Below are 13,306 nucleotides of genomic sequence, written 5' to 3' on the forward strand. Positions count from 1 at the left end.
ATCGCCGGCGCTACTTGCGCTCGGCGCGCAGCTTCGAGATCTCGTAGAGCGTCACGCTCGCGGCCATGCCGGCGTTGAGCGACTCGACGGCCGTCGTGATCGGGATCGACACCACGGCGTCGCAGGTCTCGGCGACGATGCGAGAGAGGCCCTTGCCCTCGCTGCCGACGACCACGACGAGCGGGCGGTCGGCGAGCTCGAGGCCCGGCAGCATGACGTCGCCGCCGCCGTCGAGGCCCAGCACGAACACGCCCTGCTCCTTGAACGACTTGAGCGTCTGAGTCAGGTTCGCCGCCATCGCCACGGGGATGCGCGCGGCGGCGCCCGCCGAGGTCTTCCAGGCGGAGGCGGTGAGGCCGACCGAGCGGCGCTGCGGGATGATGACGCCCTGGCCGCCGAACGCGCCGACGGAGCGGATGATCGCCCCGAGGTTGCGCGGGTCGGTGATGCCGTCGAGAGCCACGAAGAGAGGCGTCTGCTGCCGCTTGACGGAGGCCTCGAGCAGGTCGATCGGGTGCGCGTACTGGTACGGCGGCACCTTGAGGGCCACGCCCTGGTGCACGGAGTCGGGCCCGGTCAGGCGGTCGAGCTCGGGACGCATGACCTCGAGCACGGGCAGCCCGCGCCGGGTCGCCAGCGTGAGGATCTCCTTCGTGCGGTCGTCCATCTCGATGCGCGCGGCGATGTACAGCGTCGAGGCGGGGATGCGTGTGCGCAGGGCCTCGAGCACCGAGTTGCGGCCGGTGACCATCTCGCTGTCGTCCGCCGTCTTCGGGCGACGACGGGGCGCCTCCTGCCCGCCCCGGCCGGCCACGGCCGACCCGGCGCGCGGGCCGTTGCCGGCACGGCCGCGGGCGGCGTCGAGGCGCTCGCGCGCCGCCTTCGCCTTGCCTGCGGGGTGGTAAGGACGGTCCTCCGCCGCGGGCGTGGGCTTCTTGCCCTCGAGCGCCTGGCGCCCCTGGCCGCCGCTGCCGACCTGCTTGCCCTTGCTGCCCTTGCGGACGGCGCTGCTGCTCGGCCGCCCCTTGTTCGCTCCGCTGGTGTTCTTCACTGTTCGAGGCTCCAATGCGACCCGCTGGGGGTGTCTTCGATGGTGATGCCGGCGGACGCCAGCATCTCGCGTACGCGGTCGGCCTGCGCGAAGTCGCGCGCGGCCCTGGCTTGCTGACGCTGTGCGAGGAGGGTCTCGACGATGGTACCGAGCGCGCGGTGCGCGTCGCCCTCGTCGGCTCCGCGCCACTCCGGCGCGAGCGGGTCGACGCCGAGGACGGCGACCATGGCCTGCACGCGCTGCCACTCGCGGGCGGCTGCGTCGAGGTCGCCGTCGTCGAGCGCGGAGTTGCCGGTGCGCACGGCATCGTGCAGCACCGCCAGCGCCTGCGGCACGTTGAGGTCGTCGTCCATCGCCTCGGCGAAGTCGTCGGGGACGACACGCGCCCCGACGCCGACGAAGCGGGTGCCCGCCAGGCGACGCCCGGCACGGGAGAGGAACGTCTCGATGCGGTCGAGGGCGGCCTCCGCCTCGAGCAGCGCGCCGTCGTGGTAGTCGATCGTCGACCGGTAGTGCGCCGAGCTGAGGAACCAGCGGACGACGACGGGACGCGCGGCGGCGAGGAACTCGCTGGCGAAGATGGAGTTGCCGAGCGACTTCGACATCTTCTGGCCCTCGACGGCGACGAGGCCGTTGTGCAGCCAGTACGAGGCGAAGTCGTCGCCGGCGGCCGTCGACTGCGCGAGCTCGTTCTCGTGGTGCGGGAACCTCAGGTCGAGGCCCCCGCCGTGGATGTCGAACGCGCTGCCGAGGTAGCGGCGCGACATCGCCGAGCACTCGATGTGCCAGCCGGGACGACCGTCGCCCCACGGCGACGACCACGCGGCGGACGCGGGCTCGTCGGCCTTCGCGCCCTTCCAGAGGGCGAAGTCGCGGGGGTCGCGCTTGCCGCGGGGGTCGGCGTCCGCGGCCGGCGCCATGTCGTCGAGGCCCTGGTTCGTGAGGGCACCGTAGGTCGGCCAGCTGGCCGTGTCGAAGTACACGTCTCCCGAGTCGTCGGGTGCGACGTACGCGTGCCCCTTCTCGATCAGCGTCGTGACGAGCTGCTGCATCTCGGTGACGCTCGCGGTCGCCCGCGGCTCGTAGGTCGGGGCGAGCACGCCCAGGGCCTGGTACCCGGCCGTGAACTCGAGCTCGTAGCGGTACGCGCGCGCCCACCATTCTTCATCGGTGCCGCTCGCCAGCGCGAGGATCTTGTCGTCCACGTCGGTGACGTTGCGCACCAGCGTCACGTCGAGCCCGCGGTAGGTGAACCACCGGCGCCACAGGTCGTAGACGAGGGCGCTCCGGAGGTGGCCGATGTGCGGCGACGACTGGACCGTCGGCCCGCAGACGTACAGCCCGACCTTGCCGGGGACGAGGGGGACGAAGTCGACGAGCGCCTGCTCGCGCGAGTCGTAGAGGCGGATGGTCACGCGGATCGGTCCGTTTCGGTGGTGTCGGGCTGGTCGGTCTGGTCTGTCTGGTCTCGCTGGACGTCGGTGCCCGTCGTCGAGTTGCCACGAGGAGGCGCGGTCCGCTCCCGAGGCTCGACCACCGACACCAGCGCGGTCGCGATCGCCGTCACGCCCTCCCCGCGTCCGGTGAAGCCGAGCCCGTCGGTGGTGGTCGCGGAGACGCTGACCGGCGCGCCGACGACCTCGATGAGCCGCGCCTCCATCTCGAGGCGGCGGGCGCCGACGCGGGGACGGTTGCCGATGACCTGGACCGCGACGTTCACGACGTCGAAGCCCGCGTGGGTGAGGCGCTCGAGCGCCGCGGTGAGGAACACCTCGCCGCCCGCGCCGGCGAAGCGCGGGTCGGAGGTGCCGAAGACGGAGCCGATGTCGCCGAGGCCGGCGGCCGAGAGCAGGGCGTCGACGATCGCGTGCGCGACGGCGTCGCCGTCGCTGTGCCCGGCGAGGCCGGCCTCACCCGGGAAGTGCAGGAGGCCGAGGTGCAGCGGCTCGGCAGCGTCGAAGGCGTGCACGTCGACGCCGAGTCCGGTGCGGAGGCGGTCTGCCGAGGCCCGGGAGCCAGCGACAGGTGCGGCGGCGGCCGGGTAGGCGGCGCGATCGGCGGCGCGCTCCGCGACCAGCGTCTCGGCCCGGCGGAGGTCCCAGGTCGTGGTGATCTTGAACGCGGCGGGATCGCCGGCGACGACGACGACCTCGTGGCCGGCCGCGGCGAAGAGCGCAGCGTCGTCGGTGAACTCGGTCACCACAGCAGCCTCGGTGGGCACGGCGCGCTCGGCGACAGGGCTCCCGACGGCCGCCGCGTAGGCGGCGTCGAGCTCGGCTCGCGGGAAGCCCTGCGGGGTCTGGACGGCCACGAGCTCGGAACGGTCGACGGTGCCGACGACCCGACCCGCGCCTCCTGCAGAGACCTTCTTGATGGTGTCGGTGACTGGCAGGCCGGGCACGACGCCGTACCCGGTGGACTCGACCGTCTCGGCGACGAGGTCGAACTGCGCGGTGGGGGTGAACGGACGCGCGCAGTCGTGCACGAGCACCGTGCGGACGCCGGGCGCGACGACGGCGAGGCCGAGTGCGACGGACTGCTGGCGGCTGTCGCCGCCGACGACGACCGTCACGTGGTCGGCGGCGACGCCGGCGACGCCGTGCACCAGGGAGGTGGCCTCGTCGACGAGCTCGGCCGGCGCGACGACGACGACGTGCGTCGGGACGGACGAGGCGAAGACCGCCTCGAGCGAGCGCTCGAGGATGCTGCGGCCGGCGACCTCGACGAACGCCTTGGGGCGGCCCTGCGCCAGGCGGGTGCCGCTGCCCGCCGCTACGACGACGACCGCGCGGACGGTGCCGCCGAGGGGTGAGACCCCGGGGGCGCCGACCGCGCGGTCGTCGGTGGTGCTAGGAGGCAAGAACCTCGTCGAGGACGCTCGACGCCTTCTCTTCGTCCGTCTTCTCGGCGAGCGCGAGCTCGCTGATCAGGATCTGGCGGGCCTTGGCGAGCATGCGCTTCTCGCCGGCGGACAGCCCGCGATCCTGGTCGCGGCGCCACAGGTCGCGGACGACCTCTGACACCTTGATGACGTCGCCGGACGCGAGCTTCTCGAGGTTCGCCTTGTAGCGGCGGGACCAGTTGGTGGGCTCTTCGGTGAAGGGGGCACGGAGCACGTCGAAGACGCGGTCGAGCCCTTCTTTGCCGATCACGTCGCGGACGCCGACCAGGTCGACGTTGTCCGCGGGTACTTCGATGGTCAGATCACCCTGGGTGACGCGAAGCTTGAGGTACAGCTTCTCTTCGCCCTTGATGATCCGCTTCTTGACTTCAGATATGGTCGCGGCCCCGTGATGGGGGTAGACGACGGTCTCTCCGACCTCGAACTGCATGAATCAGGCTCCGTTCTGCGGCACCCAGGATAACATGCGCGTCCCTCGGCCAGGCATGCCTGAGAAGCCGGGGTGCACGGCATCGCCTAGGCTAGACGAGAACCCTTGCCGTGAACTGGAACCTGGAGGTCACCCGTGCGAGTCGGACCTGTGCTCGAGACGAACTCGACGGTCGCCCGTGCGCGACGCTTCTCCCGCGGGGCCGCCGTCACCGCGACCGCCCTGGCCGTGGTCACCATGGTCGCGGGCTGCAACTTCATCAGCCCCCAGCGCACCACCAAGATCTACGACGCGAGCGACGGCACGAGCATCACCGTCGGCGACGTCAAGGTCCGCAACGCGATCGCCCTGACCGACGACGGCGCCGAGGCGAGCCTCGTGATGACCGTCATCAACGACAGCGACGACGCCGTCCAGGTCGCGTTCCAGTACGAGACCGAGTCCGGCGACGAGACGCAGACCGTCGAGGTCGACGCCCGGTCGCAGGTCGACCGCGGCACGAGCACCGACGTCGACCAGCTCGTGATGAGCGACCTCGACGTCACGCCCGGCCAGCTGCTGCCGGTCTTCGTCCAGTACGGCACCGAGACGGGCAAGATGCTCCAGGTCCCCGTGCTGACCGGCGCCCTGCCCGAGTACGCGACCCTGCTGCCCACCCCCACGCCGAGCGGCGCGACGGCCGAGCCCGGCGAGTCGTCGACCCCGCTGCCCGAGAGCGACGTCCAGGAGGCGGAGCCCAGCCCGTCGGCCACCGCCGACCGCTAGCCCCGGCTGCAGCACCAGAGCTGCACCACGACGAAGGCCCGGCCCCTGCAGATGCGGGGCCGGGCCTTCGTGTCGCAGCGACGACCGGGGCTCTAGGCCTCGATGCGGTAGCCGAGCCCGCGCACGGTCACGAGCGCCTTCGGCTCGGACGGCACCGGCTCGATCTTCGAGCGGATCCGCTTGATGTGCACGTCGAGGGTCTTGGTGTCGCCGAAGTAGTCGGAGCCCCAGACGCGGTCGATCAGCTGCCCCCGGGTGAGCACCCGGCCGGCGTTGCGCATCAGCAGCTCGAGCAGCTCGAACTCCTTGAGCGGCATCGCGACGTCATCGCCGCGCACGGTGACGACGTGTCGCTCGACGTCCATCCGGATGTCGCCTGCCTCGAGCACGCCGTCGGCGAGGTCGTCGTCGTCGTCGACCCTGCGGCGCAGCACGGCGCGGATGCGCGCGAGCAGCTCACGCGTCGAGTACGGCTTCGTGACGTAGTCGTCGGCCCCGAGCTCGAGCCCGACGACGATGTCCACCTCGCTGTCCTTCGCGGTCAGCATGACGATCGGCACCTGCGACTTCGACCGCAGCACGCGGCAGACCTCGGTCCCGGGGATGCCGGGGAGCATCAGGTCGAGCAGCACCAGGTCGGCGCCGGTCTTGTCGAAGGCGGCCAGCGCGGAGGGGCCGTCGTCGGCCACCGTGACGCGGTAGCCCTCGCGCTCGAGGATGAACGCCAGGGGCTCGCTGAGCGACTCCTCGTCCTCGACGATCAGGATGTGGGTGGTCATCGGATATCGGTGTCTCCTCGTGTGGTGACCGGGATGGGGACGCTGCGGGTCTCAGGACGGGTCTCGACCTGGGGCAGACGGACGGTGAAGGTCGACCCGCTGCCGACCTGGGACCAGACGCGTACGTCGCCGCCGTGGTTCTGCACCACGTGCTTGACGATGGCGAGGCCGAGACCGGTGCCGCCTGTGCGTCGCGAGCGTGCGGGGTCGACGCGGTAGAAGCGCTCGAAGACGCGCTCGAGCTCGTCCTCGGGGATGCCGAAGCCCTGGTCGGTGACCGCGACCTCGACCGAGCCGTCACCGCCAGAGGCCAGGCCGATGCCGACCCGCGAGCCGTCCGGCGAGTACGCGATGGCGTTCGCGACGAGGTTGTCGACCGCGGTGACGAGCATGGCCTCGTCGCCGAGCACCTTCGCGCTCTTGCCGCCGCGGACGATGAGCTCGACGGACCGCGCCTCGGCGACGACGCGGTTGCGGTCGACGGCCGTGTCGACGACCGACCGCAGGTCGATGGTCTGCGACGACCCGAGCGCGTCGACGGCCTGCAGCCGCGACAGCTCGATGATGTCCTGGGTCAGACGGCCGAGCCGGTCGGCCTCCTGCGTGAGGCGGCCCGCGAAGTGGCGCACCCGGTCGGGGTCGGCCGACGCGGCGTCGAGCGCCTCGGCGAGCAGCCCGACCGCGCCGATCGGCGTCTTCAGCTCGTGGCTGATGTTCGCGACGAAGTCACGGCGCATGTCGTCCAGTCGCCGGCCCTCGGTGTGGTCCTCGGCGAGCACGAGCACGTAGCGGCCGCCCACGGCCGCCGCCCGCACGCCGAGCTCGATGGTGGCCTCGGAGCCGGGGAGGCGCGCGAGGGTGAGCAGCGCCTCCTGCGGCTCGCCCTCGTGGCGGACGCGGCCGACCATCGCCTCCATCTCGGGGTGCACGAGGTGGTGCTGCACCGAGACGAGGCCGAGCTGCGTGGCCGCCGCCGAGGCCTTGAGGACGTTGCCGGAGGGGTCGACCACCATGCCGGCGGACTCGAGGGCGTCGAGCACGGCGTCGATGCCGTCGGGCAGCGTGCTGTCGACGAGGGCCGCGACGCGAGCGGCGCGGTGCTGCGCCGCCACGACGACGAGCACGATCGCCGCACCCACGACGGCGCCGAAGAGCAGCGACGCCGGCACCAGCCAGGCGGAGTCCATGCGGTCGACTTTAGTGAACAGCAGGGGGCCGGATCGACCGCCCCCTGCCCGAGCGCTGTACTTTGGTGACTGTTCAGTCGCTGGGCACCAGTCGTTAACCTCCACCCGAGAGAGTCGTCTGGAATGTGCGGGCGACGTCGTCTGCGGCACGGGCGCACACCCGCCCCGACACCACGAGAGGTCCCATCACCACATGCGCGAGGTATTCCAGCAGGAGCTGCAAGAGGTGCAGGAGCGCCTCGTCGAGATCGCGGGCCTCGTCGCGATCTCGATCGACAACGCCACCACCGCCTTCAACGAGTCGAACGTCACGCTGGCCGAGAAGGTCATCGCCGACGACGACCAGATCGACCAGCGCGCCATCGCGCTCGACGAGCTCGCGATCGACATCCTGGCCCGTCAGAACCCCGTCGCCCGCGACCTGCGCATCGTCGTGAGCGCCCTCCGCATCAGCTCGTCGCTCGAGCGCATGGGCGACATGTCCGAGCACATCGCCCAGCTGGCGCGCTACCGGTTCCCCGAGAAGGTCGTGCCGAAGTCGCTGCGCCCCACCTTCAAGGAGCTCGGCGAGCTCGACGTCGCGATCGCCCACAAGCTGACCGAGCTGCTCACGACGGAGGACGTCCGCCTCGCGGAGGAGATCCGCAACGACGACGACCGCATCGACGAGCTGCACCTCAGCGTGTTCGACAAGGTGCTCGGCGAGACCTGGAAGGGCGCCGCCGTCGACACCGTCGACTCGACCCTCGCGTCGCGCTACCACGAGCGCTTCGCCGACCACGCGGTGTCGATCGCCAAGAAGGTCCAGTACCTCGCGACCGGTGACTGGGTCGTCCCCGAGGCCTGACCTGCCGTTCGCCTCTCCTCATTCAGGACGATCAGTCCTGAGTCGCGCAACTCAGGTGCCGAGAGTCCTGAGTCGTGCACAGTTCAGGAGGTGCCGGCCGTCACCTCCTGAATTGCACGAGAGGATGGTGGGCATGGCTTCCGTCGCGATCCTCGTCAACGGTCTTCCCGGATCGGGCAAGACCACCCTCTCGGCCACGCTCGCCGGCGTGCTCGGCTGCCCCCTGCTGGCGAAGGACCCGATCAAGGAGGCGCTGGCCGACCTGGCCGGGCCGATGATCGCCCCCGAGGCGCTCGGCACCATCGCGATGGACACGGTCTGGGCAATGGCGGCCGAGGTCGAGGCCGGCGTGGTCGTCGACTCGTTCTGGCACCGGCCGCGCGACCTCGAGCTCGCCCGCGCCGGGGTGTCGCGGGCCGGTTCGCCGCGCACCCTCGAGGTCTGGTGCGACGTCGACCCCGACGTGGGGCTGCAGCGCGTCGTCGACCGGCTCGCCGCCGGAGGGCGTCACCCCGCGCACGGCACGGTCGAGTCGACCCGAGCGTCGTGGCCCGAGTGGGCCGAGGCGGCCGCGCCGCTCGGCGAGTGGCCCGTGCTGCGGGTCGACACGAGCACACCCGTCGACGTCGACGACCTCGTGATGAAGATCAGCGAGCAGTTCGTCTAGGCACGACGCAGTCGAGGCCGCCACGATCGCTCGTGACGGCCTCGACGACTCAGCTGGGTACGGCTACTTCTTGCCCTGGGCCGCGACGGCCGCGGCTCCGGCGGCGGCGGCCTCCGGGTCGAGGTAGCGCGCCGGCCCGGTGGGGCGGAAGTCGTCGTCGAGCTCGTAGACGAGCGGGATGCCCGTCGGGATGTTCAGCTCGGAGATCTCGTCGTCGCTGATGCCGTCGAGGTGCTTCACGAGCGCGCGCAGCGAGTTGCCGTGCGCGACCACGAGCGTCACGTCGCCGGCGGCGAGGCTCTGGGTGATGTCGCTCTCCCAGTACGGGATCATCCGCTCGATGACCAGGGCGAGCGACTCGGTGCGCGGAGCGTCGACGCCGAGCTCGGCGTACCGCTTGTCGTGGGCCTGCGAGAACTCGCTGTCGTCGTCGAGCGGGGGCGGCGGCACGTCGAACGAGCGGCGCCAGGTCTGGAACTGCTCGGGGCCGTACTGCTCAAGGGTCTGCGCCTTGTCCTTGCCCTGGAGCGCGCCGTAGTGGCGCTCGTTGAGGCGCCAGGAGCGCTTCACGTCGATCCAGAGGCGGTCGGCTTCTTCGAGGGCGATGTCGGCGGTCTGGATCGCGCGCGTCAGGCGCGACGTGTAGAGGATGTCGGGCAGCAGGTCGTGCTCGCGCAGAAGCTCGCCCGCGCGCTTCGCCTCGGCGCGCCCCTGCTCGGTGAGCCGCACGTCGACCCATCCCGTGAAGAGGTTCTTGGCGTTCCATTCGCTGTTGCCGTGTCGCAGGAGGATGAGCGTCGAAGTCATGCCTCCAGCGTATCGCTGCGCCCCGGTGCGAGACTTGGCCCATGCCCGTCGGATCCGTCACCCGCGGCACCACCGGCACCAACCGCCTCCGTCGGGTCGACCGCTGGATAGCCGCCCACCCGGCGCTGCGCCGAGCCGGCGACCCGCTCGTCGTCGACCTGGGGTACGGGGCGAGCGCGACCACGCCCCTCGAGCTGCACCAGCGCCTCCTCCTGGCCCGCCCCGACGTCGAGATCGTGGGCATCGAGATCGAGCCGGAGCGAGTCCGGCGGGCGCAGCTGTCGGCACGGCCCGGCGTCAGCTTCCGGCTCGGGGGCTTCGAGGTGCCGCTCGACGGCGGCCGTCGCCCTGCGGTCATCCGCGCGTTCAACGTGCTGCGCCAGTACGACGAGTCGCAGGTCGCCGCCTCGTGGGCGCTGATGACGTCGCGCCTGCAGCCCGGCGGCGTGCTCGTCGAGGGGACCTGCGACGAGATCGGCCGCGTCTCGAGCTGGGTCGACGTCGACGAGGAGGGGCCCCGCACGTTCACGATCTCGCTGCGGCTGGCCTCGCTCGAGCTGCCCTCGATCGTGGCCGAGCGCCTGCCGAAGGCGCTGATCCACCGCAACGTCGCGGGCGAGCGGGTGCACGACCTGCTCGTCGACCTCGACCGCGCGTGGGCCGTCGCGGCTCCGCTGTCGGTCTACGGGCCGGTGCAGCGCTGGGTCGCGACCGTCGAGGGGCTCCGTGCCGGCGGCTGGCCGGTGCTGCACGGCCGGAGACGGTGGCGGCTCGGCGAGCTGACGCTGCCGTGGGACGCGGTCGCACCGCGCGCCTGACGCTCGGACGGCCTGAGCCTCAGACGTCCGCGAGCCGACGCCGGGCCTCGGCGTGGTCGAGCCCCGTCGCCATCAGCAGGTCGATCACGAGCGGCCGCATCATCAGCACGACCATCGACTCGGTGACGGGCGCTCCGGGGGCGACGACCGAAGGGTCGAGGCGGGCCGCCACCGCGCTGAGGGCGTCCCGGGCGACCGGCACCCGCTCGACGTCGTCGACGGACTCGCCCAGCACCGCCACGGCCCGTCCTGTGCTCTCGACGACGTCGGCGAGGCCCAGGCGGTCGCGGCCGTCGCCGACCGCGGTGTCTACCCGCCGGGCGATGACGCGCAGGTTGCGGACGGCGAGGTCGACGTCCTGCCGCAGCTCCTGCTGCTGCCGCAGGTACGGGAGGCGCGAGCGGAGGAACGGGGACAGCCGCGAGATCGAGACGGCCGACTCGAGCGTCGAGGCCCAGTCGTCGAGCAGGGGCTGGGTGGAACGGAGGCGGCGGAGGGCCTCGTCGGCCCGGCGGACGTCGTCGGAGCGGAGGGCCTCGACCAGCGCGGCGAAGGCGCCCGCGAGCTCGGCGAAGAGCCTCCGGGCGTCGAGGCGGACGAGGCGGATCGGGTCACGGGGCACGATCGCGGTGACGGCGAGGGCGACCGCTCCCCCGACGGCACCGTCGATGCTGCGGACGAACGGGCCGCCGTCGGGGTCCGGCAGCAGCATGACGAGCATCGCCTGGGTCGCGGCAGCGGCGGCGAAGCCCGCGCTCGGCGACGCGAACCGCGCGACGGCGAGCACCACCAGCAGCACGACTGCGACCTGCCAGAGGCCCTTGCCGAGCACGAGCAGCATCACCTCGCTCAGCGCGATGCCGATCAGGATGCCGACGGCGTTCTCGAGCACGACCTTCGGACGCGCGTCCCTGGCGAGGCCGAGCGACGAGATCGTGATGGTGACGGCGAGGAGGGGCACGGCGTGCCCGAGGCCGTAGTGGGCGATCGAGTACGACGCCGTCACGGCCACGACGATCTGGACGATCGCGGGCAGCGCCGCCAGCGTGCGCCGCGCGGAGGTCCGGACGTCGAGGGCCCGGACGTCGAGCGCAAGGGGCCTCAGGGCACCGCGCGGCTCGCGCGGCCCGCGCACCACGTCGGCTAGCGGCGGACGGCCCCCAGGCGCGGCAGCCGGGGCACACCGGCTGAGGCGCCCGCGGAGGCCGGCACGATCGTCTGCGGGGAGGCGGCGACGACGATGTCGGCCGAGAGGACCGCGAGCGGCGCGGTCTCGTCGGTGGTGCGCTTGACCAGCGCGAGGGCGATCGGGCCGAGCTCGTGGTGCACGGCCGACGAGGTGACGTGGCCGACCTCGCGGGTCGTGTCGGCGGCGAGCACGACCGGGTCGCCGTGCGCGGGCAGCACCGAGTCGCTGCCGTCGAGGTGCAGCATCACGAGACGGCGGGGCGGGTGCCCGATGTTGTGCACCTTGGCGACCGTCTCCTGGCCGCGGTAGCAGCCCTTGGCGAGGTGCACGGCGCTGCGCATCCAGTCGAGCTCGTGCGGGATGCTGCGCTCGTCGACCTCGGTCGTGAGGCGCGGGCGCCAGGCCTCGATGCGCAGGGCCTCGAGCGCGAGCGTGCCCGCGACGGGCACCGAGGAGGCGGCGAGCGCGTCGAGGTCGGACCGTGCGACGAGCGTCTCCCGGGCCGTCCACTCGCGGCCGGGGTGGCCCTCGGCGTCGGCGTACGAGTGGCCGCCGACGGCGACCTCCGACCACGGGTCGACCCAGACGACCGGCACCCCGGCGGGGGCGAGCACGGGCACGGGCAGGTCGATCTCGCCGAGCGAGCCGATCGTCGCGACGTCGGCGGTGCGGTCGGCCACCTCGACGCGGAGCATGAAGCGCATCCGGTCGAGCCAGGCGCGAAGGGGCTCGGCCTCGGGGAGGTCGACGAGCAGCCAGGTCGTCTCGCCGTCGTCGACGACGCGGGCCGCGTGCTCGAGGCGCCCGTTGGCGTCGAGCAGCAGCGTCTCGGTCGAGTCGCCGGGGGCGAGGCCCGTGAGGCTCTGGCTGGTCAGCGAGTGCAGCCAGGTCAGCCGGTCCGGGCCCGTGACGGTGAGGACTCCCCGGCTCGACAGGTCGACGACCGCGCGGCCGGCGGCCAGGGCGCGCTGCTCGGCGACGGGGGTGCCGTAGTGCGCGGCGACGCCCGTGCCGTCGTCGACGAAGCCGTCCCGGGCGGAGAACGACGAGACGACGGCGGCGGGAGAGTCGTCTGCGGCGGTTACCGTGCCGTCGTCAGCCAACGCGGGCCAGCCGACCCGACGCGTGCGTGCGCAGCTCTTGCCCGAGCGCCGCGACGTCCCACGCCCAGAGGAGGTCGTTCTCGACGAGGCCGTACATGCGGGTCGCCGCCGAGTACTCCTTGGCGTTGCTCGACCGGAGCACCGCGTCGGTCGAGAGGTCGATGCGCGGCCCCTTGACCCGGCCGAGATAGAGCTCGTTGACGCCGGTGGGGTGCACGAGCTGGACCTCGAGGCCGAACCCGTCGTCGGGGCGGCGGAGGATCTCGACGGTCTGTGCGCTCGAGTACGGCGCGACGCCCTGGCCGGGCAGCATGCCGGGCCCGCGGTCGCCGACCTCGGCCGGTCGCTCGAGGCGCCAGAAGCCGGTCTCGCTCGCCAGCGGGGTGCGCTCGTCGTCGAGCTCCCACGAGAACGAGCTGTAGTTCAGCCAGGGCGCGCCGTCGTGGCTGAAGCTGACGCGCTGCCCGAACTCGTGGGTGCGGCGCACGGCGGGCGGCTTGCCGTCGACGGGAGCGTCGGGGTCGCCCTCGCCGATCTTGTAGTCGACGACGCCGGTGCCCTCCCAGACGCCGATCAGCCACGACAGCGGGACGAGCTCGGCCGGCAGGTCGGTGGGGATGTCGATCACGGGTCTAGCGCTGTCCCTTGAACAGCTTGACCAGCACGACGACCGAGACGAACGCGATGGCGAGCGACGCGAGGCCGAGGAGCCCGATGTAGAAGATCTCGAGGGCGAGCAAGGAATCCATGCCGCGAGCCTA

13 protein-coding genes and 1 pseudogene are annotated in these 13,306 nt (G+C 72.3%); 4 read left to right on the forward strand and 10 right to left on the reverse strand.

Annotated features, from left to right (window positions below):
• Window positions 1–10 precede the first annotated feature (10 nt).
• From rlmB to JOE35_RS13965, 4 genes and pseudogenes are all read right to left on the reverse strand, one after another.
• Complete coding sequence (gene rlmB / locus JOE35_RS13950) at window positions 11–1,051, reverse strand: 23S rRNA (guanosine(2251)-2'-O)-methyltransferase RlmB (protein ID WP_146903291.1); 1,041 nt, start codon at window positions 1,049–1,051, stop codon at window positions 11–13.
• On the reverse strand, window positions 1,048–2,466 hold the full coding sequence (gene cysS, locus JOE35_RS13955; protein WP_209561556.1) for a cysteine--tRNA ligase: 1,419 nt from the start codon (window positions 2,464–2,466) through the stop codon (window positions 1,048–1,050). Before cysS ends, rlmB begins: the two co-directional genes overlap by 4 nt.
• 125 nt (window positions 2,467–2,591) lie before the next feature.
• A pseudogene (gene ispD / locus JOE35_RS13960) lies at window positions 2,592–3,911 on the reverse strand (2-C-methyl-D-erythritol 4-phosphate cytidylyltransferase); the annotation flags it as partial.
• A complete protein-coding gene (locus JOE35_RS13965; RefSeq protein ID WP_043597211.1) occupies window positions 3,901–4,383 on the reverse strand; it encodes a CarD family transcriptional regulator in 483 nt (160 codons plus the stop codon). The pseudogene ispD and the gene JOE35_RS13965, both read right to left, overlap by 11 nt.
• Window positions 4,384–4,518: 135 nt before the next feature.
• On the opposite strand from JOE35_RS13965, the gene JOE35_RS13970 reads away from it, so the two are divergent.
• A complete protein-coding gene (locus JOE35_RS13970) occupies window positions 4,519–5,148 on the forward strand; it encodes a hypothetical protein (RefSeq protein ID WP_209561558.1) in 630 nt (209 codons plus the stop codon).
• Between the two features lie 92 nt (window positions 5,149–5,240).
• Here JOE35_RS13970 and JOE35_RS13975 read toward each other — a convergent pair whose 3' ends face one another.
• Both JOE35_RS13975 and JOE35_RS13980 read right to left on the reverse strand, forming a co-directional pair.
• A complete protein-coding gene (locus JOE35_RS13975) occupies window positions 5,241–5,927 on the reverse strand; it encodes a response regulator transcription factor (RefSeq protein WP_209561559.1) in 687 nt (228 codons plus the stop codon).
• Window positions 5,924–7,114 (reverse strand): cell wall metabolism sensor histidine kinase WalK, encoded by a 1,191-nt coding sequence (locus tag JOE35_RS13980; protein WP_209561560.1) that lies wholly within the window; start codon window positions 7,112–7,114, stop codon window positions 5,924–5,926. The genes JOE35_RS13975 and JOE35_RS13980 overlap by 4 nt, the downstream gene beginning before the upstream one ends.
• A 193-nt stretch (window positions 7,115–7,307) precedes the next feature.
• On the opposite strand from JOE35_RS13980, the gene phoU reads away from it, so the two are divergent.
• Both phoU and JOE35_RS13990 read left to right on the forward strand, forming a co-directional pair.
• On the forward strand, window positions 7,308–7,961 hold the full coding sequence (gene phoU, locus JOE35_RS13985; RefSeq protein ID WP_209561561.1) for a phosphate signaling complex protein PhoU: 654 nt from the start codon (window positions 7,308–7,310) through the stop codon (window positions 7,959–7,961).
• Window positions 7,962–8,094: 133 nt separating this feature from the next.
• Complete coding sequence (locus tag JOE35_RS13990; RefSeq protein WP_209561562.1) at window positions 8,095–8,628, forward strand: AAA family ATPase; 534 nt, start codon at window positions 8,095–8,097, stop codon at window positions 8,626–8,628.
• 63 nt (window positions 8,629–8,691) lie between these two features.
• Here the strand turns inward: JOE35_RS13990 and JOE35_RS13995 are convergent, their stop codons facing one another.
• Window positions 8,692–9,435 (reverse strand): phosphoglyceromutase, encoded by a 744-nt coding sequence (locus tag JOE35_RS13995; protein ID WP_209561563.1) that lies wholly within the window; start codon window positions 9,433–9,435, stop codon window positions 8,692–8,694.
• Window positions 9,436–9,476: 41 nt separating this feature from the next.
• Between JOE35_RS13995 and JOE35_RS14000 the strand changes: the two genes are divergently transcribed.
• Window positions 9,477–10,253 carry a class I SAM-dependent methyltransferase gene (locus JOE35_RS14000; protein ID WP_209561564.1) on the forward strand — a complete coding sequence of 259 codons (777 nt, stop codon included), beginning with the start codon at window positions 9,477–9,479 and terminating at the stop codon, window positions 10,251–10,253.
• A gap of 19 nt (window positions 10,254–10,272) precedes the next feature.
• On the opposite strand, the gene JOE35_RS14005 is transcribed toward JOE35_RS14000, so the two are convergent.
• From JOE35_RS14005 to JOE35_RS14015, 3 genes are read right to left on the reverse strand one after another with little or no spacing between them, the layout of a single operon-like run.
• Entirely contained in the window at window positions 10,273–11,388 is a 1,116-nt protein-coding gene (locus JOE35_RS14005) for an aromatic acid exporter family protein (RefSeq protein ID WP_245186124.1), read from the reverse strand.
• Window positions 11,389–11,396: 8 nt separating this feature from the next.
• Window positions 11,397–12,545 carry a folate-binding protein YgfZ gene (locus JOE35_RS14010; RefSeq protein WP_209561565.1) on the reverse strand — a complete coding sequence of 383 codons (1,149 nt, stop codon included), beginning with the start codon at window positions 12,543–12,545 and terminating at the stop codon, window positions 11,397–11,399.
• Window positions 12,538–13,173, reverse strand: a complete 636-nt coding sequence (locus tag JOE35_RS14015) for an FABP family protein (RefSeq protein ID WP_209561566.1) — start codon at window positions 13,171–13,173, stop codon at window positions 12,538–12,540. The genes JOE35_RS14010 and JOE35_RS14015 overlap by 8 nt, the downstream gene beginning before the upstream one ends.
• Between the last annotated feature and the right edge of the window lie 133 nt (window positions 13,174–13,306).

It is taken from the genome of Frigoribacterium sp. PvP032 (genome assembly GCF_017833035.1).
Classification (GTDB): domain Bacteria; phylum Actinomycetota; class Actinomycetes; order Actinomycetales; family Microbacteriaceae; genus Frigoribacterium.